This window comes from Pseudomonas syringae group sp. J254-4, from assembly GCF_032586855.1.
Classification (GTDB): Bacteria; Pseudomonadota; Gammaproteobacteria; order Pseudomonadales; family Pseudomonadaceae; genus Aquipseudomonas; species Aquipseudomonas amygdali.
Window position 1 is genome coordinate 63,704 of record NZ_JAWHOO010000025.1, and the last position, 26,672, is coordinate 90,375.

Genomic DNA, 26,672 nt, shown 5'->3' on the forward strand with positions numbered 1-26,672 from the left:
GCGTCAAATCAACTCCCAAGTATCATTGGCCTGCCTGCAGAATGTGTTCTCCTGCTTTTCAGTGGTGCCACCGTTGGCTTCCAGGCTTACAGAAAGCGGTCGACAAGTAGTCTCGGCCGCTGTTTTGCCGGAGGGCAAGGAAGAGATTGAGCCCAGATCGAATGCTTCAGTCTCTTTGCTGGCCGCTACGTTCATATCATCGAACCTGACTGCAGCAAGCCTCTTTCTGGTGTCGGCATCGGACTGCGTCATCACGTAGTCCTTGTGCACGTAGCCCACGGTCACACCTTTGCGCCCTACCAGAATCCAGTCACCGGTAGAGCCCACGGCAGTGAATTGCGTATTGCCCGGCAGGCTGCCCACCTTGTCAGCACTCATGTTCGGTGCAGAACGCACATTGAGGGTAGACCGGGTGACATAGGGTTGATTGATCAGCTTCATCGACGGCACGCCCTGAATGTTGGGCGTACGTTTGACATCGATGGTCCGGACCGCCTTGAACTCCGGGCCTGGCGTGATCCGGGCGCTGACACTGGAGTGATCGGAACGCCAGATGGCAGTGGGCTGTGCCACAGGGGTTGCGGGCTGACTCAGAATTTCCTGAGTGCGCAACGCCAGTGCCTGCTTATCCCTGTCGTCGAGTAACTGACCGATGCGGTTACCGATATAGCCGCCGATGCCTGCAACGATCAGCGCGGCTGCGATCTGACCGTTGCCCTTGCCCATCGTTGCACCGACCGCCAGACCGGCAATACCGCCGATCACAGTGCCCGCCTGTTCCTTGCTGATGCCCATCTGCGCGCATCCGGTGACTGAGGTGGCGATGCTTACCGCCAGAATTGATGCAACGAATTTCTTGCGCACGGGGCTTACTCCCTTTTGAAACGTTTCACTCGGCGTTGAGCAGAGGTCTGGTCAAGTTGTACAGCATGGCTTCTGCAGACATTGCCCAATGAAAGACACCGGCCATAAGTGTCGTGCCGGCCTCGATGTCCTTGAACGCAGTGCGATAGCCTGGCGATTGAATGATTGCGTTGCCGGCGAGCAGTGGAACCACCACGATCAGGACCACCGATGCTGCTCTGACGGCGAAAAGCCTCTTCTGCATGAAGGCGCGCCGCTCGACGGTCGACAACAGCAGCCCGACAATATTGAGCGCTCCCATGAAAAGACCGCTCAGCAACGACCAGGGTACGAACCACATGTTTTTGAGGACGCTCAGGCTCTGAGCGCCATGCACATCAGTGCGCGCGACGTCGCTGGCCATGTTGCTGGCGATGCCATTGAGGTACGTGTTGAACTGACTGGGCGTGGCAAGCAGGTCCATTCCCTCGACGTAGAGCGGGCCCAGGACCTGACGCGCCATGCCGCGCACCTGCGCAGTGTTGGCCATCGCCTGACGGCTACGCAGGCCTGAAGGCATCGCCAACGCGTAGTCTTCGGCGCTCGGCTGATCCTGTTGCAGGGCTGCGTTCGGAACGGCAAGCGGCTTGCGTTTATTGCCCGCTACGCCAGAGCGCCGCAAAGCTTCTACCTTTGCGTACTCTCGGGCGATATCGTCAAAGACCGGGATGACTTCCGCTTGCAAACGGCTGTAGAGCCTATCGGCATTGCGTCGGGTATAGCCCTTGAAAACGGTTTGGGCGAAGCCCTGGAAATTGTGGCCAATCTGCTCGACGTACGAGCCCTGAACACTCATGAGTACGCCAAGGTTGGCGATGAAGGCCTTGCCCTCGCCCTTGTCGCGATATTCCTGATAGGGAATGCCGGGTATCTGCACCGAATCGTAGAGCAGACCTTTTTTCGTCACGTAGGCGTAAAGGCTGTAAACCCGCAGATCGGCTGGAAACGCTTCAGCAATCGCGTCCGGGACCACACCCTGGACCCACCAGGTCAGCGGGGCCAGTACCAGGGTACTGAGCAGGATGGAGCGCATGAGATGCTGCTGATGTCCCCATTTCCCATGGGCCCAGATACACAGGCGCCAGGCGGCCAGGCACACGCTCACTGCGGCAAGGCTCTGCCCGTATATTTCCAGCGCCTGCAGGTTTTTGAGGGGAATATCGGCGCCGGCCTTGTTCAACAACTCTGCGTTGAACAGCAAGCCACCGATCAGGCAAAGGGCATTGAGAACCGTAAGTACAGCAAGCAGCATCCAACCAATCCTTGTCAGAGTGGAACCAGTGATTCACAACACTTGAGTGCGAAGGTGACCACTGACCAACTGCGGGGCATTCTGCCTGCCGTCCAAAAATGATGCCAGAGCTATCAGGTGTTGCCGGTCGTCCGTGCCCTGCAACACCTGAAATACCGCCAGTGACGTCAGCCGCTACTTCAACTGATTGGCAAACCGACCCACGGCGCCCACCACCTGTTTGGCCCCCTCCTGAATCTCGACGATCACAGCGCCTGCCTCATTGGCCAGCAAAAGACCCTGTTCCGCTTGAGTGCGGCTGTTGGCCATGCCGCGTACCGCCTCATCGGCCAGCGACTGGTTTTGCTGCACGACGCTGACGATTTCTTCGGTTGCGGCGCTGGTGCGGCCGGCCAGTTGGCGGACTTCATCCGCGACCACGGCAAAGCCCCTGCCCTGCTCACCGGCACGCGCGGCCTCGATGGCGGCGTTGAGTGCCAGCAGATTGGTCTGCTGGGCGATGCCGCCGATGGTCTGCACAATGGAGCTGATCAACAGGGACTGCTTGCCCAGTGCTTCGATGCCTGAGGAAGCCGACTGCATCTCTTCGGATATCTTGCGCATGGTCTGCACAGTGTTCTGCACGACATCCGCGCCGCGCTGGGCGCTGACGTCGGTCTGCTGGGAGATTTCGAACGCCACGCTCGCGGCCTGGCTGACTTCATCTTCGCGGGCCACTTGATCGGTCACCAGCGTGGCGAACTTGACGACCTTGTAGAGTTTGCCCTGAGCATCATGAACCGGGTTGTAAGTAGCCTCCAGCCAGACCTCACGCCCGCTGCTGTCGATACGCTTGAAGCGCCCTGCGACGAACTCGCCGCGGTTGAGCATCGCCCAGAACTCCCGGTACGGAGCCAGTGAAGTTTCTGCCGGATCACAGAACATGCTGTGGTGCTTGCCCTTGATCTGCGCCAGGTTGTAACCCATGCCACGCAGAAACTGGTCATTGGCCGTGAGCACGTGGCCGCCAAGATCGAACTCGATCACTGCGGTTGAGCGCAGCAATGCCTGAATGAACGCAGAGTTCTCGGCAGCGGTCTCGACGGTCTGGGTGATGTCCGACCCGTAGCATTGCAACGTCACCAATTTGCCCTGGTCATCCAGAACCGGCTGCCACATGGCACGAATCCACACCAGACTGCCGTTGGCGTGCAGAAAACGGTAGTTGTCGATCACCGACTCGCCTTTCTGCACCGCGAGCTTGAGGTTACGGTAGCAATCGAGTTGTTTGACGTAGGACGGCACCATCTGGTCCAGATCCTTGCCCAGCAACTGCTCGGCGGTGTAGCCGAGTGCCCTGAGGAAGTTGTCATTGGCATGGGCAATGCGATTGTTGGCGTCCAGACTCAACGACACCATGCGCGCGTCCATCCCTTTCTGCATTTGCCGATACATCGATAATTCGGCGTGTTGTGCCTGTAATTCCTTTTTCAAGCGAGTGTTGAACATGGCGGCACCAGTAGTGGGTTGTACGTATGTATCGGCATAAGCGTAGACGGGATTAATGCGTTTCGTCTGATGATGGCAGATTGAATTGATGTGGGTTGCCCAGCACATATACCCGCCTCCAGGCCCCCTCATGCGGCTTGCCAATGAATGCCTAAAGCGGCTTGAGCCTGCTGCCATCGCTCAGTCAGCAACAACAGGAACCGCCGGTCGACTTCAAGACCCACACACCACACACTGATAGCACTAAGACATCATTCATGATGTCCTAATATCTCTCGATGTTAATGTACCGGTGTCACATGCTCGTTTCCGCCCTTGAACGCCCCAGCCCTGAAGATGCACAACTCCTTGCGGAGGTAGAGCAGACGATTACTTCAGGTGTGGGTGCGTTGCGCTTCAGCCGGGTGCTTGAGCGACGCTACCAGGCGGAAACCAGGCCACAGCGGCGCGAATTTCTGACGGCGGTGGGGATTGGTGGCAGCCTGATCTACAACCTGTTTCTGATCAGTGACTGGTTGATTCTGCGGGATGTGTTTGTCTACGTGGCGCTGGGGCGTCTGTGCCTGATAACGCCGATGTTTATTGTGCTGTTAGTGCTGGCGCAGCGCTTTTCCACTCGCTGGGCAATGGAAACGACCGCTGCGACCGCGACGGTACTGTGCTCGCTCATGCCCATGCTGGTGATGATTCACAGTCAGAGCCCGTATCAAATCTTTTATCAACTGGGCATGCTGTTGATCATGGTCTATTGCACCATGATCCAGCAATTGCCCCTGCGCCATGCAGCCGTCGCGATGTCATGCATGCTGATCATCCAGCTGGTGACAACCTACATTGCCAATTTCGCGGACTTTGTGATCTGGCAGGCCAATGCAGTGCTGTTCGTCTCCACGGTAGCGCTGCTGTTGATGGCTTCGTATTTTCTGGAGCGCGCCAGCCGCATGAGCTACCTGTTCGCGCTTCGCGGACGCCTGCTGCAAGTGCAGTTGATGGAGTTCGCACGCACCGATGGTTTGACCCGCCTGTTCAATCGACGCTATCAGGACGAAGTGATGACCTCGGTCTGGGAACGCGCGCGTAAAACACCGGCGAACGTGGCCATCATCCTGCTGGACATCGATCACTTCAAATCCTACAACGACAACTATGGACACCCACAAGGCGATACCTGCCTCAAGTTGCTCTGTCAGAAAATCCAGCAAAGCGCGCATGAAAATGGAGCCGTGGCGTTTCGCTTCGGCGGTGAAGAGGTTCTGGTTCTGATGAATGGCGATGCCGGACAGGCCAGAGAAATGGCCGACGCCCTGCAGACCGCTGTCGCGGCGCTCAAGTTACCGCATCCGGTGCTGGGCGAAAGCGCGTTCGTGACTGTCAGCCTGGGGGTCGCTTGTGCAACCGCGCCGCAGACCACTGCCGACCACCTGATCAGCGCTGCTGACAATGCACTCTACGCCGCTAAACGCGCCGGGCGTAATTGCGTGTGCTTTGCGTGAAATGACGCTTTTCAGGGCCTGGCTTTACCCCACATCCTTGCCGCTTTAAGCTCGTCGCGCAAACCAAGGCCAGGAGCCAGCGCATGAGCGTTCACATTGACGTCAATAGTAACCCTACAGAAGAAGATCGCCTGGCGATTCTGGAACCCCTGAAGCGCTTTAACGCCGAGCAGGCGGGTGACGGCAAGGCCGAGAAGGTAGCAATGTTCATTCGCGATGATCAGACCCGGGAAATTCTCGGTGGCCTGCACGCACGCATTCTCTATCAATGGTTGTTTATCGAACTGCTGGTGGTGCCGGAGCAAACCCGGGGGCAAGGTATGGGCTCGCGTTTGATGCAGATGGCTGAGGACCTTGCGGTCGAGAAAGGCTGTGCGGGAATCTGGCTGGATACCTTCGACTTCCAGGCTCCGGATTTCTATCGCCGCCACGGTTACACCGAGTTCGGGCAGATTGACGACTATCCGCCCGGCAGCAAGCGCTTCTTTTTCCAGAAGCGCCTGCCGGTATCAGCGTCCTGACGCTTGCGTCAGACCTTGAACTTGCCTACCAGGTTGTTGAAGGAAATCGCCAGACGAGACAGTTCCTGACTTGAAGCGCTGGTCTGGTGAGCGCCAGCAGCGGTCTGGGTGGAGAGGTCCTGAATGTTGATCAGATTGCGATCCACCTCGCGCGCAACGTGGGACTGCTCTTCGGAAGCGGTAGCAATCAGCATGTTGCGATCGTTGATTTCAGCAATGCTCTGCGCAATGCGCTCCAGCGACTGGCCGGTGGCCTGAGCCAGAGATTGAGTATTGCTGGCAAGGGTACGGCTGTTGCCCATGGCCCGCACAGCCTGATCGGCACTGGCCTGCACGCTGCCTATCATGGTTTCGATTTCGCCTGTGGACGCCTGAGTACGAGCGGCAAGCGCACGTACTTCGTCGGCCACCACGGCAAAGCCGCGGCCCTGCTCACCGGCGCGCGCAGCCTCGATGGCGGCGTTGAGGGCCAGCAGGTTGGTCTGTTCGGCGATACCACGGATCACGTCCAGCACCTGGCCAATCTCACGAACCCGCCCGGCAAGCTCTTCAACCATTGAGGTGGAGCTGCTGATCTCGGCGCTGACGTTGTTGATCGCACTGACCGCATCACGCGCCTGATCACGCCCGGTAGCCGCTTCGGTACTGGTCCGCTTTGAGGCGTCAGAGGTAGACATGGCGTTACGCGCGACTTCTTCGACCGCAGCGGTCATTTCGGTGACCGCCGTGGCAGCCAATTGAATCTCGTCGTTCTGTCGCGTCAGGCCACGGCTGCCTTCTTCGGTAACGGCATTGAGTTCTTCAGCAGCCGAAGCAAGCTGGTCGGCAGCGCTGGAGATCTGTCCGATGGTGCTCTTCAGGCTGTTCTGCATGTCACTGAGCGCCGTAAGCATCAGGCCTGCTTCATCCCGGTGAGTGCTGACGATCGGCTGGGTCAGATCGCCACCGGCAATGCGCTGCGCACTGACAAGGGCAGAGGAAATGGGCGAACTGATCACACGACTGATAAACAGTGCCAAAAGGAAGGCGGCTACGAAGGCAATGCCGATCCCCATATACAGATTGAGATTGGCCGCTGATTCTGTTTTTCCAGCGGCGATTGCACCTTCGCCTATCTGACGGTTGTTGGAGCCGACTATGATGTTCAGCTCACCCATCACGGTCAGATAGGCCTTGCGAACGTCGCCTTCGACCAGCGCCCTCGCGGCTGCAACGTCTCCGGAAAAGGCAACAGCCACAGCCCGATCGACCAGCGTCTGATAGACGGGCCAGTCCTTGTCCATCTGATCACCTGCAGCGCGCTCGTCATCTTCAAGCGGTGTCGCACGATAGGTCGCGTAAGCTTTTTCTGCTTCTGCGCGATTGTTTTTCATGCTGGCGAGAACTTCATCCTTCGCGCTTTGCGACGCATCGCTGGCGGCGACCGAAAGCAAGCGATATAAATCACGATTCTGCTCGACAACATTGATGGTGGCCTCGTTGGTTTTCGACACCGACACCAGGTTGTTGGAGAACGCAAGTTTCAGGTTGCTGGCGAGCTCACCGATCCCCCGGCTGGCAACCATGCCCACCACGAGGGTGATGACCGCGCAGAGTGCAAATGAGATAAACAGCTTGGTGGACAGCTTGGCGTTGTAGAACCAGTTCATGGAAAAGTCTCTAGTTTTAACAGCTGGCTGAGGCTGGGCTGCGGTGCTCGAGGACCGGCAGCTTCAAGCTCTGTATAAAGCGTCTATCGGCAGCATCGAGCGCCACTGAAGTGACATTCATCCGATTGGCCGCCAAGGGCTCAGGGCTAACGGCGCAATGCTTTGAAACAGGCTGAAGGTAACGGCCCAGCGGTGTAACAAGAACTTTCCGCACTGACTGCGTTAGTATTTCCCGCCTACGATCAGTCAGAGCCATGAATCAGGATGCCGTCTTCGCCCGCCGAAAAACGTCCATTACCGTCCATCCTTGCCGGTCCGCTGTTACGCCGCCAGGAAGCCGGCCGCCTGGTACTGTGGCTGGTGGGCTCGCGCCCGCTCAAGCTGATACTGCGTCTGCGTCTGCGTCATGGCGTTGAGAATGCAGCAGACGACTTCAACGACCATTCACTGACCGATCAGCAATGCCAGATCGTCGCGGTAGGTCGCCACGCATTCATTCATCTGATCGACCTGCAACTGGAGGCCGAGCTGCCCCTGGACACCTGGATCGATTACGACCTGTTGGTAGATGGCGAACCGGGCGGTATCGCCGAGTGGGCACCGCACCTGCTGTACGAAGGTGCCCGTTATCCGAATTTCGTGGTACGCAGCAGCATTGATCAGCTCTTGCATGGCTCGTGTCGCAAGCCGCACCACAGCGCGGCCGAGGGTCTGCTCTGCGTGGATCGCCTGTTGGCCGGCAACCAGGACCCGTTGCAACGCCCTGCGCTGTTGATGATGAGCGGCGATCAGATCTACGCCGACGATGTCGCCGGGCCTATGCTGCACGCCATTCATATGCTGATCGAACGGCTGGGGTTGTTCGATGAGCAACTCGACGGTGCGGTAGTCGATGACAGCACCAGCCTTTATGCGCACCCGGCCAGCTATTACCAGCGTGCCGACCTGCTGCCCGCCCTGAAAAGCAACGACACGCTGCGTGAGCGGTTCTTTGGTGGCACCAGCAAGCCGGTATTTACCAGCAGCACCGCGGATAACCATTTGGTCACTCTGGCGGAAGTGGTGGCGATGTACCTGCTGGTCTGGTCACCCACGCCCTGGACCCTGATCGAACCCGGCACGCCGCATCTGGAAACCGACGAAGTCGAGCGTTATGCCAGAGAGCAGCAACTGGTCGAGGATTTCACTGCGGGGCTTGAAGGCGTGGCGCGTGCGATGGCTCACCTGCCGTGCATGATGATTTTTGACGACCATGACATCACCGATGACTGGAACCTGTCGGCAAACTGGGAAGAAACCGCGTACGGCCATCCCTTCTCGAAACGCATCATCGGCAATGCCCTGCTCGCCTATCTGCTCTGCCAGGGCTGGGGTAACAATCCCGACGCACTCAACGACCTGGTCCGGCAGGTACATGAACTGAGTGCAGCGGCTGTGCGCAAGGATAACTGGCTGGACAGCCCGTCCCAGGACGCGCTGATCGATCAGTTACTGAAGTTTCAACAGTGGCATTACGTTCTGCCGACCAGCCCGGCGCTGGTGGTACTGGATACGCGCACCCGACGCTGGCGCAGCGAATCGAATTTCAATCACCCGTCCGGCCTGCTGGACTGGGAAGCACTCAGTGAACTGCAACAGGAGCTGATCGATCACAAATCGGCGATTATCGTGTCAGCTGCCCCCGTGTTCGGCGTCAAGTTAATTGAGGCGATACAGCGTGTCTTCAGCTGGTGCGGCTATCCGTTGCTGGTCGACGCGGAAAACTGGATGGCGCATCGTGGCGCAGCCAACGTTATTCTGAACATCTTTCGCCACTCCAGAACTCCGGGCAATTACGTGATTCTGTCGGGTGATGTGCATTACTCGTTCGTCTACGAAATCCTGATCCGTCAACGCAGTGGCGGGCCTCACATCTGGCAAATCACCAGCAGTGGCATCAAGAATGAATTCCCCCGTCGTCTGCTGGACACTTTTGATCGGCTGAATCGCTGGTTATACTCTCCCCGCTCACCTCTTAACTGGTTCACCAAGCGCCGCCTGATGAAGGTTGTCCCGCGCACGCCCGAGCACAGCAAGGCCGGTGAACGCTTATGGAACTCGGCAGGTGTCGGGCAGGTAATGTTCAATGAACAAGGCCAGCCGACCCTGATCAACCAACTCAATGCCAACGGTGACGCGCCTACCTGTTTCGTCAAACCGCAAGACTACAGAGACGAGCGGTCTGACACAGATCGCGGTTTTCTGGAAAGCAACCGGGAAACAAGGGATAGTCACCGCTAAACTTATCGGCAATTGCCGGGTCGATAGTTGCTACCGGTCAGGTTTGCGGCACACCCTGGCAAGCATTATTTCCTGGAGAGCGCCCCCGTGATAACCAATCAACGCATAGCCAGACTCAACGCCTGGGGCGCGCATGGCTTCACCGCCACCGGCGTCGTCCTTGCGTTCCTGGCTACCATTGCACTATTCAACAACGAACCCAAAGCCTGCCTGCTGTGGCTGGGCGCGGCCCTGATCGTGGATGGCGTAGACGGCTCACTGGCTCGCAAGGTCAATACCACGTCGGTACTGCCGCACTTCGATGGCTCGGTGCTAGACCTGGTCATCGACTATCTGACCTACGTGTTCATTCCGGCACTGTTCATCTATCGCTACATACCGGTGCCGGATTACACGTTGCTGCTCAGCGTATCGGTGATTCTGGTGTCGTCGCTGTTCTGCTTCTGCAACGTCGACATGAAAAGCAAGGACAACTACTTTCAGGGCTTTCCCGCCGCATGGAACGTAGTCGCCCTGTGCCTCTACATTCTGTCGCCCGCGCCGTGGCTGACGTTCATCACCATCATCGCCCTGGCATTGCTGACCCTGACCCGCATGAAGTTTCTGCATCCGTTTCGTGTGCGTCGTTTCATGCCGATCAACATCGCAGTTACCACCGTGTGGTTGTTGTCCAGCGCGCTGCTGATCATCAACCACCCGCACAATGGCCCTGTAGTCATGGGCCTGTGGCTGGCGATGTCGGCGTATTTTCTCGGAATTTGTATCTGGAGAACGTCGCTGGAATGGCTGGGCCGGCTTAAAGCCTGACGCCGAGGCCAGAACAAAAAGCTAGCTGATCGCCTTGCACGGTCAGCGAGCTTTTTTATGTGTGCTCTATTTACTCTCGGCCTGCACCTCGGCAGCAGGCGGGATTTTACCGAAGTGGTACGTTGTAAAGCAGCAAAGCCCCAACCCGCCAAGGGCCAACAGGCCACCGACAATGCCGACATCCGCCACCCCAAGCTGACTGCTGACCACGCTGCCGAGCAGCGCACCGCCACCAATACCGATATTGAAGATGCCCGAGAACAGCGCCATCGCCACGTCGGTCGCATCCGGCGCCAGCGAGAGTACACGCGCTTGCAAGGTCAGTCCGAAGCACATGATCGCCATGCCCCAGATAATGGTCAGCGTGCCGAGCGTCGCCGCGTCACCGGAAAGGGGCAACAGCATCAGCAGGCAAACGGTCAGCGTGCCAATGGCGGTGATCAATAGCCCGTTAGGGAAGCGGTCGCTGAACAGGCTGAAGATGATCGAGCCCATGATTCCTGCACCGCCAAAGACCAGCAGCAGAATCGTGGTCATTTCGCCGCTGAGTCGGGACACAGTCTGGGTGAACGGCTCGATATAGCTGTAGGCGGTGAAATGAGCGGTCACCACAATCGCGGTCAGCAGGTAGATCGCCATTAACCGTGGGCGTTTGAACAGGATCGGCAGGCTGCGCAACGAGCCGGAGTTCTGGCTGGGCAGCAAAGGCAGCGCGCGAGCCAACAGGAAGACTACCAGCGCAGCGATGCCGGCGATGCCCAGAAAGGTAGTCCGCCAGCCCAGGGCCTCACCCAGCACGCGGCCCAGCGGAATACCCAGCACCATCGCCAGCGACGTACCGGTCGCCAGCAGGCCAAGCGCCTGAACCTGCTTGCCGGGCGGTGCGATGCGCACGGCCAGCGACGCCGTGACCGACCAGAACACCGCATGTGCAAAGGCGATACCGACCCGACTCACCAGCAGGATCGCGAAGCTGGGGGAGATTGCGGAGAGTACATGGCTGACCACAAACAGGCCGAACACGAACATCAGCAACTTGCGGCGCTCGATGTTGCGCGTCGCCAGCATCATCGGCAACGACATCAGCGACACGACCCAGGCATAGATCGTAAGCATCAGCCCGACCTGGGCCGGGGTCATCTCGAAGCTCTGGCCGATGTTACTCAGCAGACCGATCGGCACGAACTCGGTGGTATTGAAAATGAAGGCCGCCAAGGCCAGCGCGAATACGCCAAGCCAGCTACCTGCTTGCTCGTTTGGAGGTGAAGTTATCAAGAATCGCAACGCCCTGAAAATGTTCCGACCCGAAGGCCGATCGCCACGCATGAACACGCACGCCTGACACCTGTATGGAACCGCGGCTCGCCCCCACTGAAAAACCAACGCAAAAACGCTCCGCTCGACCTTCTGAATCGGGCGCAGTGTGCAAAGTGGATTATTGTGGATATGGGGAGTGGAGCCAGATGACACGAATTCTACGGACCGCCAGAGTGGATCACAACCCGTACAGTCATGACAGACTTTACAAATGACCGCCGGTCGTCAGCCGTCAAGGAAGCGCTGGCGGTTCTCGGGCGACGGCAACAGACAGTGATCATAGCGCCCGAACAGACGATATCGGTTGAGCGCGATACGGTTGTAGGCCCAGTCCCTTAGAAAGCGTGGAAAAATACCCAGCACTTTCAGCAGCGGCCACGGCGCAGGCAGCAGCCCCATGATGTGCAGAAAGGCATCCGAGCGTACGAACACCCGATTGTTAACGATAACTGCGATGGTATGAAAATCGTCGAGCGGCAGCCCGGCCCACTTCAGCAATGCCTGCCCTTGCTCCGACTGTACGGCGGCCAAGCGCAGACGCTGGTGCGGATCATGGCGAATCAGAAACTTCACCACACCATTGCACAGTTTGCAGACGCCATCGAACAGCACGACACATTCATCGGGTTTCAGATACGGGGCGGGGGTCGTCGTCGGCACGGTATTCACCTGTTCATGAAAAACAGCCCTGGCGCGCCCGGAAACATGAACGCCCCGCGAGTCGAAGGACCGGCGAGGCGTTCAGGCTAAAGCCATTGCCCGACAGAATCAAACCTTGCGGACGAACTCCGACTTCAGCTTCATCGCGCCGATGCCGTCGATCTTGCAATCGATATCGTGGTCGCCATCGACCAGACGGATGTTCTTGACCTTGGTACCGACCTTGACCACCAACGAAGAGCCTTTGACCTTCAGGTCCTTGATCACGGTAATGGTATCGCCGTCCTGCAGCACATTGCCCGTGGAGTCCTTGATGACTTTCACGTCGTCGGCTGCATCGGCGCCAGCAGCGTCTGCAGACCATTCATGGGCGCATTCCGGGCAGATCAGCAGGCTGCCGTCTTCGTAGGTGTATTCGGAATTGCATTTCGGGCAGGACGGTAAGCTCACAATGGTTCTCGCATCGAGGAGGGTAAAACCATGCATTATAAAGGGCTTTTCCTGTTTCAGGTGGGAAGAGACTGATCTGTCGTCATAAACCGGCTTCAGCCATTGGACAGAAGCGAATACCTGAACTAAAAAATACACCACTCTCTCTCCTGCAATTCCCTTCTGAACCTCCATCCCCGACGCCTGCGCCCCGCGTTGGCGGTAGCTATTGCAGCGCGCATTTACCGCCTTTCACCACTTCCTGTATCGAGCACACTTCATGGGCATTCCTCATAAACCGGCGCTCGCCTATCGACCCGAAATCGATGGTCTGCGCGCGCTCGCGGTGATCCCGGTCATCCTGTATCACGCGGGTTTGCCGTTATTCAGCGGTGGATTCGTAGGGGTCGACATCTTTTTTGTGATCTCTGGCTATCTGATCACCTCGATCATTCTTGCGCAGATGCTCAAAGGCAGATTCTCGCTGATCGATTTCTACGAACGGCGCGCCCGGCGCATTCTGCCAGCGCTGTTCGTGATGATGCTGGTCTGCCTGCCTGTCGCGTGGTTGACGCTCGACCCGTCTGACCTGAAATACTTCGCCAAGAGCCTGGTAGCGGTGCCGACCTTCTCATCCAACCTACTGTTCTGGCTGGAAAGCGGCTATTTCGACGCAACCGCTGAACTCAAACCCTTGCTGCACACCTGGACGCTCGCAGTAGAGGAGCAGTACTACCTGTTTTTCCCACCGCTACTGATGCTGGCCTGGAGCATGGGCCGCAAGTGGCTGGTTGTACTGCTGATCGCGGCCGCCCTGGCGAGCCTGGCGCTGGCGGAGCTGGGGGCGCGTCATAACGCCAGTAACGCTTTTTATCTGCTGCCTGCACGCGCCTGGGAATTGCTGACGGGCTCGTTCATCGCCTTCTACTTTGTCTGGCGCCCGCGTAGCGTCGATAGCGCCAGCCATCTTGATCAGGCGGCGACGCTGCTGGGCATTCTGCTGATCGGTTATGCCGTGGTGTGTTTCGACAGCAGTACACCTTTCCCTGGCCTCAACGCGCTGGTGCCTGTGCTGGGCGCGGCGTTGATCATTGTCTTCGCCAATCGCCAGACCTGGGTCGGCAGAGCACTGAGTTCACGATTACCAGTCCTGATCGGGATGATCAGTTACAGCGCTTACCTGTGGCATCAGCCCGTCTTTGCCTTCACTCGTCAGCGCAGCCTGATTGAGCCGGACCTGTCGCTGATGCTGGCGTTGACCGTGCTCTCGCTGCTGCTGGCCTGGCTGAGCTGGCGCTTCGTCGAGCAGCCTTTTCGCAAGGCCGGTGCATTCAAACGTCGTCAGATCTTCGCCTCGGCAGGCGTTGCTTCGACGCTATTTGTCGCACTGGGGCTGGTCGGTTATCTCAATAATGGCTTTAGCCAGCGCTTCGCTGTCGATCCGGCGATGCATCAGGCATTTGTCGACCCGCAGATACGCGAAAGATGCGACCGGAACCTTGATAGCCAAGGCTGGAATGTCGATTTTTGCCTGTTCGGCCTTGCCGACAGCAACGTCGTACCGGAGATGGCCCTGTTTGGTGACAGCCATTCCGAGGCCCTGTTATCGACGTTTGACGCCGCCGCACGGGATCTGGGCAGAACCGTCGCGCATATCGGTCTGGGCGGCTGCCTGCCCTTGCTCGGCGTGGATGTCGCCAACGGCAACTACCCTGCCGGGGTATGCGAGACGCTGGCCAATCGCGAGTTTGAATACGTGAAGCAGCGGCAGATCAAAAAGGTCGTGCTGGTGGCACGCTGGACGCTGTACACCGACGGCGATTACGGTGAGCGCAAGATGAGCAAGTATTTCCTGACCTCCCGCAGCCACCCGGAAAAAAATCGGAAAACCTCGCGAGCAGTGTTCCGGCATGCGCTTGCAACCACGATAAAGGCCTACCGCGATATCGGCACCGAGGTATTCATCGTCGCACAGGTGCCGCAGCAATTGATCAACCCCGAGAGCCTCTACTACCGCCTGGCCCGGGACGCCTCGGGCAGTGATGCGCAGAAACTGCAGCGGGTCAGTGAACTGTCGGTGCCAGTCGAAAAACATGCTCTGTTGCAACGCTTCACTCGAGAACTGTTCCTGCACGCCAGCCAGGCGAAGCAGATCAGGTTGATCACCCTGGATGACGCCTTTTGCAAGGACAAGCAATGCCTGATTGGCGACATGAACTCGTACTACAAGGACTTCAATCACCTCAACGCCAAGGGCGCAGGCCTGCTTGCTGGTCAGATCAGCCATATTCTTGACCAGTGACAGGGTTTTATCAGGCGGCATTGTCTGTAATGCTGATACCCGCACAGACGCCCGAGGACCATCGCATGACCGCCGCCAGCTTCGCCCCGTTTCAGGATCTGGCCAGCCTGCTGATCCCGCACACTCATGCAGAGAAAATCGATGGCGCGCACGACGTCTCGCACTTGCTGCGCGTCTGGAAAAACGTCTGCGCTATCCGTGACCGGGAAGGCGGCGATGCCCGCGTACTGATCGCCGCCACACTGTTACACGACTGTGTTTCGGTCGAGAAAGATTCACCGTTTCGCTCCAGCGCTTCGCGACTGGCGGCAGTACGGGCCAGCGAATTGCTTACCGAGATGGGGTGGGACGAAGAAAGTATCGCTGCGGTTGCCCATGCTATCGAAGCGCACAGTTTTTCGGCGGCGATAACCCCGCTGACACTGGAAGCCCGAATTCTGCAGGACGCCGACCGCCTGGACTCTCTGGGCATGATCGGCGTAGCTCGAACCTTTTACGTATCGGGGCGGATGGGCAGACAGCTTTACGAAGCGAACGACCCGCATGCCAGCCAGCGCCCGTATGACGACATGAACTTCGCCGCCGACCATTTTCATACCAAGCTGCTGCACCTCGCCGACAGCTTTCAAACCGATACCGGAACACAGATGGCGAAGATCAGGCACGACCGGCTGAAGCGCTTTCTGGATGAACTGATGGAGGAAATCGGCGCGCCCAAGCCATGAGCGCTTGCCTGTTTTCAACATAAACATCAGATGTCACAAAGACATCACACAACTGCCCTATAAACGGCTCTCCGAGAAGGTCTGTGTGTTTATAGGGGTTGTGTGCCGTGAAAAGATTTATGCCTCGTTTCCTGCGTCGGCAAACCACAAGGCCAACACTATTGCGCCGCTTCAGGATCACCCTGCGTTTGGTGATCTGTTTCGGTATCACTTCCCTGCTGATGGTCGCGCTGGGGGCTTTCTGCCTGCTGCAGATGCAGGAGATCCGCAATCAGGGCGAAGCCGTCGAGAGTGGAGCGCTGCCCAGTATCGCCATGGCCGATGCCATCGCCATTGGCCTGGTCAAACTGCGCAGCGAGACCACAAGGCTGATCGCCAATGCCGACGATCCGGGTGCGGTCATCAACAGCAAGATCAATGTCGAACAGCTCAAGAACGAAGTCGAGAAAGGTTTCTCGGAATACCTTGCGCGCGTTCAATCGGGCACTGAACATGACTCTATCGTCGCGTTGCAGGATGCCTATAAGGCGTTCATGCCCGGCTTGCAGGATCAGATCACGTTGATCGAGCAGAACAAGCTGGATGAGGCCCGAATGCTGGCCAATACCATGCTCGCGCTGCAAGGCGACCTTATGGACATGCAGGTGCAACTGCTGCGCGAGCTAAACAAACAGAGCGCTGCTGCCGCCGTAGAGTCAGCAGGCACCCGCTACGAGCAGGCACGAGTCATTGCGCTGAGCGTCATCGCCGTCGTGTTGGCTCTGACCCTGCTGCTGGCCTGGCGTCTGAGCGTCAGCATCATTCACCCGGTCCGCCAGGCTTTACACATTGCCAGCACCATCGCCGATGGTGATCTGACAGAGCACCGGATACCGGATGGCAAGGACGAGACCGCGCAGTTGCTGATCACCCTGGGGCGCATGCGCACTAACCTGCACGGCACGATTGATCAGATATACGCAGCGGCGACGCAACTGTCGCAGTCGGTCCAGGAGATGGGCACCATCGCCGAAGCCAGTGCGCTCAATCTGCAATTGCAGAACAACGAAATCGAGCAGGCCGCGGTCGCCGTCAACCAGATGAGTCAGGCGGCCATCGAAGTAGCAGGCAACGCCAGCAGCACCGTGACCGAATCACAGGCATCGACCCAGGCGGCAGCGCAAGGACAGGAAAAACTGTCGGCGACGATTCTTTCGATCAAACAACTGACTGAAAACGTGCTGGACTCCTCGCATCAGGCTGAAGGACTGGCCGAGCGCACGCAGAGCATCAGCAGCATTCTTGATGTGATTCGCGCAATCGCCAACCAGACCAACCTGCTGGCCCTGAACGCCGCCATTGAGGCAGCCCGGGCGGGCGAAGCCGGGCGCGGATTTGCCGTGGTGGCTGATGAGGTCCGTTCACTGGCGCAACGCACCAGTGCCTCGACAGCAGAAATCGAAGGGCTGATCAACGGCGTGCAGCAAAGCACTCAGCAAACGGCCAGCTCGTTGCGTCACACGGCAACGCAAGCCAGCCTGACGCTTGAGCAAGCTGCATCAACTGGCGAAGCATTGACCGTGATCATCCATTCAACGGCCACCATCAACGACCGCAACCTGCTGATTGCCAGTGCAGCAGAACAGCAAGCCCAGGTCGCGACTGAAGTAGACCGCAACCTGAGCAGTATCCGCGATCTGTCGAGCCAGACAGCGTCAGGCGCGCAGCAGACCACCGTGGCGAGCAATTCGCTGTCGATGCTGGCGACTGATCTGAACCTGATGGTGCAGCGTTTCGTGCTGTGATGCCCTGCCTGCCGCCAACCAGTCGTCGCGAAAACAGACTGGCTGGCGATAGTGCAACCTGAGGGCGGCTATCAGTCCTGCGGACGCAGACGGTACTGCGGCGGCAACTGCTCGAAACCGCTGATGGTCACGTCGAGGCTTTTCCAGCGACCGTCCTTGATGCCGTAGATGCAGCCATGCACAGACAGGCTCTGCCCACGGTGCCAGGCGTTCTGCACAATGCTGGTGTGACCGACGTTGGCCACTTGCTGAATCACGTTCAGCTCGCACAGACGGTCGACACGTTCTTCCTCGGTCGGCAGCTTGGCCAGCACTTCACGGTTTTCGTAATACAGATCACGAATCGTGCGCAGCCAGCCGTCGATCAGGCCGAACTGGCGGTCCTGCATGGACGCGCGTACACCGCCACAACCATAGTGGCCCGTCACCAGAATGTGTTTGACCTTCAACACGTCCACCGCGTACTGGATCACCGACAGGCAGTTGAGGTCGGTGTGCAACACAACGTTGGCCACGTTGCGATGGACGAACAGATCGCCGGGCAGCATGCCGACGATTTCATTGGCCGGGACACGTGCATCCGAACAACCGATCCACAGGAACTCAGGCGTTTGCTGGCGGGCCAGCTTGGCGAAAAACTCTGGGTCTTCCTGCTTTATCGCATCGGCCCAGCGTGCATTGTTATCAATCAGGTCTTGTAGCTCGTTCATGCTTTGACGCCTCGATAATGATGCCCAGCCTTGGACTGGAGTCGAATCCTTCAAGTCACGCCTATTTGCCACTACTGACAAAATTCACCGAAGCTCGTCGGTCAACAAAAAGGAATCTTCAAAGTCGTGGCCGGTCCATTTTTTACGACCACCTGAAATGAGGATTTCCCATGAACGATTCACGCCGTCCGTTCGGTGCTACCGAACCGGAACCCATTGATGACAACGAAGACCGCATGGGCTCTATGGAAACACTCGACCTCAATGAAGATGAGACCGCCCGTATAGGTGATCTTATCCCTGAAGACCAACTGCAACATGAAATTCCGGATCAGCGTGTGCGTGAGGCAGGCCTGACCGGTGCATCGACTGACGATCACCATTCGACCGATGACGATCTGTCTCCGGAAACCCTGATCCACGAAGACGGTGCCCGTTCACCGAACGAGCAGGGCGAAGACGATCCTGCCGATCTGGACCTGACGGTAGTCGATGAAGATGACATCGGCGGTGGCAACGGGCTCGACGAGGAGGAGCTGGCCATTCTTGACCCGCTGGACGGCAACACCCAGCGCTGACCGCCAGCACTATTCGAAAAGCGTGCAGGCCATGACCACAGCGTCTTCGCGGCCGCCGACTGCCGGGTAGTAATCGCGACGCCGGCCTATCTCGTTGAAACCGTAGTTTTCATACAGACGATAGGCTGGACGATTACTATCACGCAGTTCCAGAAAGCATTCCCGAGCGTTTAGCTGATAAGCACGCTTCATCAGATGATCAAGCAGCAGCAAGCCAAGACCACGACCCTGATTTTCAGGTTTGACGGTGATGTTGAGCAGATGCGCTTCATCGATGATGACCTGAATCACACCGTGCCCGACCTGCTGCGCGCCTTCGAACATCAGCCAGATCTCATAGGACTTGAGGCCATCGAGAAAGATGCCGCGTGTCCAGGGATGGCTGAAGGCTGCGTATTCGATTTTCAGCACCGCATCCATGTCGGCTTCGGTCATGGGGCGGAAGGTTACGGCATCACTCATCGATCGATTTCCAGCGCGTCATCAGCCGACGCATGGCTTTCCAGACATCGGCCTTGCGCTCAGGCTCGTCCATCATTAATTCGAGACCCGGCAACGCCCAGGCAGTACCCAGACCTTCGATCTGCAATTCGCGGTTATAGGATTCGGCGTCGGCTTCACCGGCGAACTTCATCGACGGCAAACCGATCAGCCACAGGCACGCACAGGGCTCGTCCTCAAGCCGGGCACCGACAAAGCCTTGCACGAAGTCGCGCGCCGCTTCCGGCCCCTGATCCATCTGGCCACGCACCAGCAACGGCCAGCGCACCGGCTCGCCGATAATCTGCGGGCTGTCGGGCAGACCGGCAGCGCGCAGCATGTCCTTGAGCAGCAGGTAGGACGGATCGCGGCTCTGAAACGGCTGACCGGTGGTCAGCTCTACCAGCAGCAGGCAACGCCCGGCACGCAGCAATTGCAGGGCAAAACGCGGTGGCGGCACAACTGCGGCCTTGGGCGGCGCAGGCGCGGCCTCCTCGACCGGGGCAACGGTGCGCGTGCTGGCCAGTGACGGACGCGGCACCTCGACCTTCGGGCGCTCGGGCTGCCGGGCGATCGGCACAACGTTCGCAGCTTCGACCGGCGCAGCGTGCGCAGATGGCGCGGCAGCAGGCGCAATGCTCTGCACCTCGACCGGCGGCGGTAACGGCGCAAGCAGCTCCGGACGCGAGGGCGCGGCGAATGGCAGTTCTGTGCGCGGCAGCCAGTTGACCACCTGCATGGCGGTCAAATAAGCGCGGCGACGGGACTCGTTGAGCAAGGGTCAGCCACCTGTGGATAAGTTAAGCGCGCAATTCTAGCGTTGTTCGCCTTTTTGCGCTGCAGCATATCGCCCGCAGGTGAAATATCAGGCGACTGATGCAGTACAATTGCCGCTTTTCACTTGCCAACAGTCGGCCTAACGATGATCGAACCCAAGCGCGTCCTGCGCGCCCTTGCCGAGCACTGGGCGCTACTCGAGCCCTTATGCGAACACTTCGACCAGGGTACGTTGAGCCTGAGCGAGCTGCGCCTGCAATTGGGCGCTCAGCAGCAGGACAGCACCCCGCAAGACATCACCAACCTGCTGGACGTGTGGATTCGTCTGGACATTCTGGTGCCCGTCGCGAAAAGTCCGAACCGCTTTGAGCTCAACGCACAGATCCATGACTTCCTGTCCTACCTGCGCCGCGAGCACCGGCTGGGCCTGTGCCTGGAAATCGAGGCTTATCTGCGCCATCTGGAGCGCCTGGCCGGTTACATTCAGGACGCGTTCGATATTCGCGATGCCAATGATCTGGCCAGGCAGCTGCGACTGCTGGACATGCGGGTGCGCGACGTTCTCAAGAAGCTCGCCAACGACGAACAGGCACTGGTCGCGGTCGCCGACCGGGCCAAGACCAGCGACCGGCAGATCCCCTTGCGCCAGCGGTATGCAGAAGTTCTGGCCACCTGGGACGAATACGTCGAGCCGATGATTCAACTGGTCAATGCCGACGGCGCTTTCGAACAGGGTGTGCGCAAGGTCGAGAATGTGCTGCTGCGCCTGCTGACCGAGCAACAACGCCTCGGTCACCTGGTCGATGACGATATGCTGCTGCGCACCCATGCGCGCATTCTGGAGATGCAGACCAGCGCCCAGCTGACCTTGCGTCATGCACGCGAGCTGCTGTTGCCGCTGCGCGAGGAGGCACGTCGCCACAACGCGGTGACTCGTGGCGCGGCGCTGGCCTTGTCGGCGATTCGGCGCAAGGGACTGGACGCAGTGCCACAAGCCGCCATGCCATTGTTTACCCGCCCGCAAAGTACATTTCTGGGCAGCGCGAGTCAGGTCGAGGCTTACGTCTATGCCTTGGCGCGCTTTGAACCCAAGCCTGCGAAATTCCCCAAGGCCAGTGGTACACGCAAGGGCGAACCGCCCCGCGCGCCACGTACGGTCAAGGAAATGCTCGAGCGCTGCGAAAGCGCCCTGCCGATGCCTGACCTGATGGTCTGGTTGCTGGAGCAGGAGCCGACTGGCGAAACCGACGAGCTGTTGTACTGGTTCTCGCGGTTGTCGCGGGACAAGCGCTTCGCCCGTGAACGCCTCGAGCGTCGCGAATATTTCACCCGGGAGCACCGCGTCAGCCTGCGCTCCTTTGCCCTGCTCGCCGCAAAAGACGAGCAGCCAGAGCATTCCGAGAGCCCTGTTCATGCATCTTGATCTATCCGAAATGTCCCAGCTCGCGCCGATCTTTCGCGAGCTGTTCAAGGGCTATCACATCAGCCGCCGCGACCCGGAGCTGTATGCCCAACTCTCCAACTGCCAGGACCAGTACCGCGCGCTGTTCAAGGCACTGGGCTACGAACTGATCTGCGACACCCGTGGCTTCTACTATTTCGTGCCTGAACTGGCCGCCGCGCAGGTCAACAAGACCGCTCAACGTCTGGCGCTGTTCACCTTCATCCTCGTCGAGCATTTGGCCGATCAGGGCCGTGACCCGATGGCCGTACTGGATGGCGGCAGTCTGGGCCGCGACGAACTGCCTTCGATGCTGGAAAAGTACCGGGACCTGTTTCTTCAGGCGGAAGTGCAGACCCAGGAAGAGCTGGAAGAGAAGATCATGCGCCGCATGACGCAACTGGGTTTTGCCAGTGAAGAGGTCGGTATCTACCGCTTCCTGCCGCCGATGCACCGTTTTCTCGATGTGTGCCTGTCGGTGCAGCAGGACCGCGATCTGGCGGCCAGCCTGCATAGCGCCCTGCCACTGCCAACGCCTGTGCTCATCGATGATGACAGCGACGAGAAGCTGCTGGAAACCGATGACCCGCTGGACCTGGCTGAATTCGGTGAAGAAACCGAGGAAGAGGCACTGGCCCGGGCAATCGCCGATGAGCAACGACAGGAGATGGACACATGAGCCAGGAACGTTATGGCATCCGCCGCTTTGCCCTGTTGAACACCGCCGGTTACAGCCTCGGCCTGTTCCCGCTGGAAAACCCGCTGTCGGTGTATGGCGCGAACAACCTGGGCAAGAGCGCCTCGATCAACGCCCTGCAATTCCCGATTCTGGCGCGCATGTCGGACATGAGCTTCGGCAAGTACAGCCTTGAGCAGTCCCGGCGCTTCTACTTTGCTACCGACACCAGTTACATTCTGGTGGAAGTCTCCCTGCCCCACGGCCCGCATGTAATTGGCGTGGTAGGCCGCGGCCCGGGTGGCGGTTTCGGCCATCAGTTCTTCGCCTATGCCGGCGAGCTGGACCTGGGTCATTACCAGAAGAACGACACCTGCCTGCGTCAGAAAGAGCTGTTCAGCAACCTGGAAAGCCAGGGCCTGAAAGCCTACGAACTCAAGCCGGACGAGCTGCGCCGCCTGTTGGTAGGCGGTCATACCTCGATCCCGCTGGACCTGACTCTGATCCCGCTGCGCTCCACCAGCGAGCAGAGCCTGAAGACGTTCCGTGCGCTGTTCATCAACCTGCTGCACATGCGCGAAATCACGGCAGCCAAACTCAAGCAGCTGTTTCTCGATGCGTTTGAGCACAGCCTGCGCTCGGGCAGCGTCGACTACATTGCCGCCTGTGAAGAAGCTTTCCGCGACGTGCGGCGCATGGAACAGGATTACAACTCGCTGGTATTGGCTGGCCCGCTGGTCGAGGCGCTGGCTGCCGGGGTCAAACAGCGTGATCTGTTGCGTGGCAAACTGCATCGTCTGTCGCCGATCCTTGATTCACTGCTTGGCACCTGGTCGGACTACTCCGGCGCGCGCAAGGAAGAACTGGTCGCTCAGGCCGAGCATTACCGTGCTCAGCAGGATGAGATGCAGAACGATCAGCGCAGCAGCACTCAGGAACTGATGCGTCTGGAGCGCGAGATCAGCAGCATCCAGCGCTGGGTCGGCGAGCTGTCGGTGCTGAAGAATCGTTTTGCGCTGGTCGATGACGTCAAGGTGCTGGAGCAGCAACTGCTCGCAGCCAAGGATGCTCACGATGAACTGGCCGGTGCACTGGCCCAGTCGCGGCAGTTCAGCGCCGAAGATCTGGACGAGCGTCTGCGCGATCTGGAGAAACGCCTCAAGTCGGTCAAACAACAGCTCGACCATGCGGACAACAACAGTTACGCCCGTCTGCGTGAAGAGTTCTCCCAGCCGGACGTAGAACGCCTGATGCGTCTGTTCAACAGCGCGCTGTTCAGCTTGCCATTGGGTGAGCAAGGCATTGCGCTGGACGACGGCGACGCGTGGGTCAAATCGCTGGAGACCATTCTGGATGGCTTCAAAGGCGATCAATTCACCGTACCCGGGCTGACCATCAACCTGTCGAGTATCGAACCTCCTGCCCTGCAGGCGCTGGCCGATCGTGCTGCGCTGCGCGATCAGAAAGAGCGCCTGGAAAAAGAACTCAAGCAACTGAAAACCCAGCAGGCTGTGGCCGCCGACCGCGCGGCGAGCAAGACCCAGACCGAGGCGCTGTATCAACAGGTGCTGGATGCTCAAAAAGCACTTGAAGACTTCCGCCGCTGCCAGACCTTGAGCGCGGAGGAGTCCGGCAAGCTGGAAGAGCTGGCGCAGATGGAAGCCGCTCAGGATGAACTGAAACGCTCCAGCGATGCATTCACCGAACGCGTCCAGCAGCTCTCGGCCAAGCTGCAACTGATCGCCCGTCAGATCGGTGACATGGAATCCAAGCAACGCACGCTGGATGACGCACTACGCCGCCGCCAGTTGTTGCCGGCGGATCTGCCGTTCGGCACGCCGTTCATGGAACCGATTGATGATTCCATGGATAACCTGTTGCCACTGCTCAACGATTACCAGGACAGCTGGCAAGGTCTGTTGCGCAGCGATGGGCAGATCGAAGCGCTGTATGCCCAGGTTCGCCTCAAGGGCGTGGCCAAGTTCGACAGCGAGGACGACATGGAGCGTCGCCTGCAACTGCTGATCAATGCCTACGCACACCGTACCGATGAGGCGCTCACACTGGGCAAGGCTCGTCGCGCTGCGGTTACTGACATCGCCCGTACCCTGCGAAACATTCGTAGTGACTACGACAGCCTTGAGCATCAACTGGCACTGTTCAACCGCGAGATCAACAAACGTCAGGTGTCGAACCTGGCAAGCTTCCGTATCGTGCTCGCCCCTAACAAGGAAGCGCTCAAGCACATCGACCAGATTATCCACAGCGCCGGGCAATATGAAGAAGGCGAGACGCTGTCTGTCTTCGACCTGAGCCAGAGCGCCGAGCAGGACAACAAGAACGAAGAGGCCAAGGAATATCTGGCGCGACTTGTGGCTGCCAATCATAACCAGTTGGGCTTGAAGGACTTGTTCGAACTGGCATTCGAGATCACCAAGGTCAATGGTCAGCCGGTTATCCACACCGATATCGACGGCGCAGCGTCCAACGGCACGACGATGACCATCAAGGCATTGACCAACATGTACCTGTTGCTGCACTTGATGGATCGGGATCAGGCTGGTCGGGTGCGCCTGCCTTATTACCTCGACGAAGCAGCAGACATTGATGAGAAGAACCAGGCTGCGCTGCTGGAAACGAGCCTGCAGCTGGGCTTCGTTCCGATTCTGGCAAGTGTGAAGCCACAGGTATCGGCCCATGTGGCCATCGACCTGGAAGGTGGCAGCGGGCCTAACGGGATATACATCGATGAAGCTGACTGGAAATACATTCAGCGTCGCGATGAAGTGAAGCCAGCGGTTCCAGAGCTGGCTTCGTAAGGGTCGTTAGCTGTAGTCAGAAGGCCGCATGAGAATGCGGCCTTTTTTATTGTCTTTGAATTGAGTGAGGCCATATTGCAGGCCTTGCACAAACAGACTCTTTATTCATTGAATTCACAATGGGGTGCAGCAAACACGCATACGATTACGAGAGGCTGGCCTGGAGTGACCTCATGAAAACCATACTGCTGACGGTCTTGCTGACCGTTGCTGCAACAGCGCATGCAACCGACTACTACGTTGCCCCCAATGGCGATGATCATGCTGCCGGTACAAAAGCCGCACCGTTGCGATCCATCATGCGTGCACAGCAAGCCGCAAAAGCTGGCGACACGGTGTACTTTCGCGGCGGAGTCTATGCCTACACAGCAGGCATCAACAGCTGCGCTACCCGTACAGACACCGTCAATGCCATCACCCTGAACAACAGCGGCAGCGAAAACAAACCTATACGTTACTGGTCCTATCCGGGCGAAACACCGGTGTTTGATTTCTCGGCCATGAAAGACGATTGTCGCGTCAAAGGCTTCAACGTTACCGGTAGCTGGTTGCACCTGAAGGGGCTGGAGGTAACCGGCGTGCCTCAGCAGCCGGATAACCATCTCAATCACGAGTCCTGGGGCATCTGGAACAGCGGCAGCCACAACACTTTCGAGCAACTCAACTTGCATCACAACATGGGGCCAGGCCTGTTCATTCAGAACGGCGGTTATAACCTGGTACTCAATACCGACTCGCACCACAACTACGACCCTTACACCTCAAACGGCGCAGGTCAGAGCGCTGACGGCTTCGGCGCGCACATCAAGGCGGGCCATCCAGGCAATGTATTTCGCGGTTGCAGAGCCTGGGCCAATTCCGACGACGGCTTTGACCTGATCAATGCCTTCTCGCCGGTAACCATCGAAAACTCGTGGGCATGGCAGCAAGGCTACCTGCCTGGCACGCACACCAAACTTGAAGCGGGCAACGGCAATGGCATCAAAGCGGGCGGATACGGTGGCAAGTATGTGCCCAACGGTGTGAAACATATCGTCCGTAATTCAGTTGCCTTCGACAACAAATCCGCCGGTTTCTACGCCAATCACCATACATTGGCACTGGACTTCATCAACAACACGGCTTTTTCCAATGGCGCAAACTACAACATGGCAGGTATCGCGCCAGATGGCTCGCTGATCCCTCTCGGCCACCTGCTCAACAATATTGCCTACAAGGGACGGTTGACCGTAAACAGCGAAGGACTGGATATGGCCCACAACTCATGGGCATTGCCAACGCCTGTAACCGACGCTGACTTTGAAGATGTCTCGGACACTGGTTGGGATGCGAAGCGCCAGCCAGACGGAAGCCTGCCAGTACTGAGCAGCTTCCATCTGCGGCCCGGCAGCAGGCTGGCAGGCATGGGGGCGTTCAACTGAGCTGGAGGGGGACTCTCTGGCTTCAGTACTGAAAGGTGGGGTTATGAGTTCAGGAGAATGCAGAGGTTTGTGGAACCCCAGACAAACAAAAACCCTCAACGCGTAAGCGATGAGGGTTTCTGGAATTTAATCTTGACGATGACCTACTCTCACATGGGGA

At 58.4% G+C, this 26,672-nt stretch carries 22 protein-coding genes and 3 pseudogenes; 13 read left to right on the plus strand and 12 right to left on the minus strand.

Going from position 1 to position 26,672, the window contains the following annotated elements:
* Positions 1-3 precede the first annotated feature (3 nt).
* From RYB09_RS23240 to RYB09_RS27325, 4 genes and pseudogenes are all read right to left on the minus strand, one after another.
* Positions 4-864 (minus strand): SH3 domain-containing protein, encoded by an 861-nt coding sequence (locus RYB09_RS23240; RefSeq protein WP_316890409.1) that lies wholly within the window; start codon positions 862-864, stop codon positions 4-6.
* A 25-nt stretch (positions 865-889) separates the two neighbouring features.
* Positions 890-2,155 carry a hypothetical protein gene (locus RYB09_RS23245; protein WP_122259008.1) on the minus strand — a complete coding sequence of 422 codons (1,266 nt, stop codon included), beginning with the start codon at positions 2,153-2,155 and terminating at the stop codon, positions 890-892.
* Positions 2,156-2,329: 174 nt separating this feature from the next.
* The gene (locus tag RYB09_RS27320; protein WP_369812071.1) at positions 2,330-2,884 is read right to left on the minus strand and encodes a methyl-accepting chemotaxis protein; all 555 of its coding nucleotides are present in this window, start codon (positions 2,882-2,884) and stop codon (positions 2,330-2,332) included.
* Between the two features lie 42 nt (positions 2,885-2,926).
* Positions 2,927-3,820: pseudogene (locus tag RYB09_RS27325) on the minus strand (PAS domain-containing protein); the annotation flags it as partial.
* A gap of 122 nt (positions 3,821-3,942) precedes the next feature.
* On the opposite strand from RYB09_RS27325, the gene RYB09_RS23255 reads away from it, so the two are divergent.
* On the plus strand, positions 3,943-5,136 hold the full coding sequence (locus tag RYB09_RS23255) for a sensor domain-containing diguanylate cyclase (protein WP_058400515.1): 1,194 nt from the start codon (positions 3,943-3,945) through the stop codon (positions 5,134-5,136).
* 83 nt (positions 5,137-5,219) lie between these two features.
* Complete coding sequence (locus RYB09_RS23260) at positions 5,220-5,657, plus strand: GNAT family N-acetyltransferase (protein WP_122259006.1); 438 nt, start codon at positions 5,220-5,222, stop codon at positions 5,655-5,657.
* A gap of 8 nt (positions 5,658-5,665) precedes the next feature.
* Here the strand turns inward: RYB09_RS23260 and RYB09_RS27330 are convergent, their stop codons facing one another.
* Both RYB09_RS27330 and RYB09_RS27335 read right to left on the minus strand, forming a co-directional pair.
* Positions 5,666-6,550: a methyl-accepting chemotaxis protein gene (locus RYB09_RS27330; RefSeq protein WP_404944462.1), complete on the minus strand. Its 885-nt coding sequence runs from the start codon at positions 6,548-6,550 to the stop codon at positions 5,666-5,668.
* A pseudogene (locus RYB09_RS27335) lies at positions 6,524-7,306 on the minus strand (MCP four helix bundle domain-containing protein); the annotation flags it as partial. The pseudogene RYB09_RS27335 and the gene RYB09_RS27330, both read right to left, overlap by 27 nt.
* 264 nt (positions 7,307-7,570) lie before the next feature.
* On the opposite strand from RYB09_RS27335, the gene RYB09_RS23270 reads away from it, so the two are divergent.
* Complete coding sequence (locus RYB09_RS23270; RefSeq protein ID WP_316890414.1) at positions 7,571-9,586, plus strand: alkaline phosphatase D family protein; 2,016 nt, start codon at positions 7,571-7,573, stop codon at positions 9,584-9,586.
* Positions 9,587-9,673: 87 nt separating this feature from the next.
* Positions 9,674-10,393, plus strand: a complete 720-nt coding sequence (gene pcsA / locus RYB09_RS23275) for a phosphatidylcholine synthase (protein ID WP_003433808.1) — start codon at positions 9,674-9,676, stop codon at positions 10,391-10,393.
* Between the two features lie 66 nt (positions 10,394-10,459).
* On the opposite strand, the gene RYB09_RS23280 is transcribed toward pcsA, so the two are convergent.
* The 3 genes from RYB09_RS23280 to RYB09_RS23290 form a co-directional block, all read right to left on the minus strand.
* Complete coding sequence (locus tag RYB09_RS23280; RefSeq protein ID WP_316890417.1) at positions 10,460-11,668, minus strand: sugar transporter; 1,209 nt, start codon at positions 11,666-11,668, stop codon at positions 10,460-10,462.
* A 267-nt stretch (positions 11,669-11,935) separates the two neighbouring features.
* A complete protein-coding gene (locus RYB09_RS23285; RefSeq protein WP_002552091.1) occupies positions 11,936-12,370 on the minus strand; it encodes a thiol-disulfide oxidoreductase DCC family protein in 435 nt (144 codons plus the stop codon).
* A gap of 108 nt (positions 12,371-12,478) precedes the next feature.
* Positions 12,479-12,823, minus strand: coding sequence for a zinc ribbon domain-containing protein YjdM (locus tag RYB09_RS23290; protein WP_032613429.1), 345 nt, complete (start codon positions 12,821-12,823; stop codon positions 12,479-12,481).
* Between the two features lie 256 nt (positions 12,824-13,079).
* Between RYB09_RS23290 and RYB09_RS23295 the strand changes: the two genes are divergently transcribed.
* The 4 genes and pseudogenes from RYB09_RS23295 (at position 13,080) to RYB09_RS27345 (ending at position 17,610) form a co-directional block, all read left to right on the plus strand.
* On the plus strand, positions 13,080-15,101 hold the full coding sequence (locus RYB09_RS23295; RefSeq protein WP_316890419.1) for an acyltransferase family protein: 2,022 nt from the start codon (positions 13,080-13,082) through the stop codon (positions 15,099-15,101).
* 65 nt (positions 15,102-15,166) lie between these two features.
* Positions 15,167-15,826, plus strand: a complete 660-nt coding sequence (locus RYB09_RS23300) for an HD domain-containing protein (RefSeq protein WP_316890421.1) — start codon at positions 15,167-15,169, stop codon at positions 15,824-15,826.
* A gap of 119 nt (positions 15,827-15,945) precedes the next feature.
* Positions 15,946-16,752 (plus strand): annotated as a pseudogene (locus RYB09_RS27340) (MCP four helix bundle domain-containing protein); the annotation flags it as partial.
* 69 nt (positions 16,753-16,821) lie between these two features.
* Entirely contained in the window at positions 16,822-17,610 is a 789-nt protein-coding gene (locus RYB09_RS27345) for a methyl-accepting chemotaxis protein (protein WP_410478326.1), read from the plus strand.
* A 71-nt stretch (positions 17,611-17,681) separates the two neighbouring features.
* On the opposite strand, the gene can is transcribed toward RYB09_RS27345, so the two are convergent.
* On the minus strand, positions 17,682-18,320 hold the full coding sequence (gene can / locus RYB09_RS23310; protein ID WP_002552086.1) for a carbonate dehydratase: 639 nt from the start codon (positions 18,318-18,320) through the stop codon (positions 17,682-17,684).
* Between the two features lie 170 nt (positions 18,321-18,490).
* Here can and RYB09_RS23315 point away from each other — a divergent pair, with 170 nt between their 5' ends.
* Positions 18,491-18,898, plus strand: a complete 408-nt coding sequence (locus RYB09_RS23315) for a serine kinase/phosphatase (RefSeq protein ID WP_316890423.1) — start codon at positions 18,491-18,493, stop codon at positions 18,896-18,898.
* A 9-nt stretch (positions 18,899-18,907) separates the two neighbouring features.
* On the opposite strand, the gene rimI is transcribed toward RYB09_RS23315, so the two are convergent.
* Complete coding sequence (rimI, locus tag RYB09_RS23320; protein WP_002552084.1) at positions 18,908-19,360, minus strand: ribosomal protein S18-alanine N-acetyltransferase; 453 nt, start codon at positions 19,358-19,360, stop codon at positions 18,908-18,910.
* Entirely contained in the window at positions 19,353-20,156 is an 804-nt protein-coding gene (locus tag RYB09_RS23325) for an energy transducer TonB (protein ID WP_316890425.1), read from the minus strand. The genes rimI and RYB09_RS23325 overlap by 8 nt, the downstream gene beginning before the upstream one ends.
* Positions 20,157-20,300: 144 nt before the next feature.
* Between RYB09_RS23325 and mksB the strand changes: the two genes are divergently transcribed.
* The 4 genes from mksB (at position 20,301) to RYB09_RS23345 (ending at position 26,512) form a co-directional block, all read left to right on the plus strand.
* Positions 20,301-21,578 carry an Mks condensin complex protein MksB gene (mksB, locus tag RYB09_RS23330; protein ID WP_002552082.1) on the plus strand — a complete coding sequence of 426 codons (1,278 nt, stop codon included), beginning with the start codon at positions 20,301-20,303 and terminating at the stop codon, positions 21,576-21,578.
* Positions 21,568-22,275, plus strand: a complete 708-nt coding sequence (gene mksE / locus RYB09_RS23335; RefSeq protein WP_002552081.1) for an Mks condensin complex protein MksE — start codon at positions 21,568-21,570, stop codon at positions 22,273-22,275. Before mksB ends, mksE begins: the two co-directional genes overlap by 11 nt.
* Entirely contained in the window at positions 22,272-25,091 is a 2,820-nt protein-coding gene (gene mksF, locus RYB09_RS23340) for an Mks condensin complex protein MksF (protein ID WP_316890427.1), read from the plus strand. The genes mksE and mksF overlap by 4 nt, the downstream gene beginning before the upstream one ends.
* A gap of 173 nt (positions 25,092-25,264) precedes the next feature.
* Positions 25,265-26,512, plus strand: coding sequence for a right-handed parallel beta-helix repeat-containing protein (locus RYB09_RS23345; RefSeq protein ID WP_316890428.1), 1,248 nt, complete (start codon positions 25,265-25,267; stop codon positions 26,510-26,512).
* Positions 26,513-26,672 lie beyond the last annotated feature (160 nt).

Excerpts from the sequence above, each read along its gene's own strand:
- RYB09_RS23260 (WP_122259006.1), top strand. The coding sequence starts at position 5,220 with ATGAGCGTTCACATTGACGTCAATAGTAACCCTACAGAAGAAGATCGC.
- rimI (WP_002552084.1), bottom strand. The coding sequence starts at position 19,360 with ATGAGTGATGCCGTAACCTTCCGCCCCATGACCGAAGCCGACATGGAT.
- RYB09_RS23255 (WP_058400515.1), top strand. The coding sequence starts at position 3,943 with ATGCTCGTTTCCGCCCTTGAACGCCCCAGCCCTGAAGATGCACAACTC.
- RYB09_RS23245 (WP_122259008.1), bottom strand. The coding sequence starts at position 2,155 with ATGCTGCTTGCTGTACTTACGGTTCTCAATGCCCTTTGCCTGATCGGT.
- RYB09_RS23300 (WP_316890421.1), top strand. The coding sequence starts at position 15,167 with ATGACCGCCGCCAGCTTCGCCCCGTTTCAGGATCTGGCCAGCCTGCTG.
- mksF (WP_316890427.1), top strand. The coding sequence starts at position 22,272 with ATGAGCCAGGAACGTTATGGCATCCGCCGCTTTGCCCTGTTGAACACC.
- RYB09_RS23345 (WP_316890428.1), top strand. The coding sequence starts at position 25,265 with ATGAAAACCATACTGCTGACGGTCTTGCTGACCGTTGCTGCAACAGCG.
- RYB09_RS27345 (WP_410478326.1), top strand. The coding sequence starts at position 16,822 with ATGGGCACCATCGCCGAAGCCAGTGCGCTCAATCTGCAATTGCAGAAC.
- RYB09_RS23295 (WP_316890419.1), top strand. The coding sequence starts at position 13,080 with ATGGGCATTCCTCATAAACCGGCGCTCGCCTATCGACCCGAAATCGAT.
- can (WP_002552086.1), bottom strand. The coding sequence starts at position 18,320 with ATGAACGAGCTACAAGACCTGATTGATAACAATGCACGCTGGGCCGAT.
- mksB (WP_002552082.1), top strand. The coding sequence starts at position 20,301 with ATGATCGAACCCAAGCGCGTCCTGCGCGCCCTTGCCGAGCACTGGGCG.
- RYB09_RS23315 (WP_316890423.1), top strand. The coding sequence starts at position 18,491 with ATGAACGATTCACGCCGTCCGTTCGGTGCTACCGAACCGGAACCCATT.
- RYB09_RS23270 (WP_316890414.1), top strand. The coding sequence starts at position 7,571 with ATGCCGTCTTCGCCCGCCGAAAAACGTCCATTACCGTCCATCCTTGCC.
- mksE (WP_002552081.1), top strand. The coding sequence starts at position 21,568 with ATGCATCTTGATCTATCCGAAATGTCCCAGCTCGCGCCGATCTTTCGC.
- RYB09_RS27330 (WP_404944462.1), bottom strand. The coding sequence starts at position 6,550 with ATGCTTACGGCGCTCAGTGACATGCAGAACAGCCTGAAGAGCACCATC.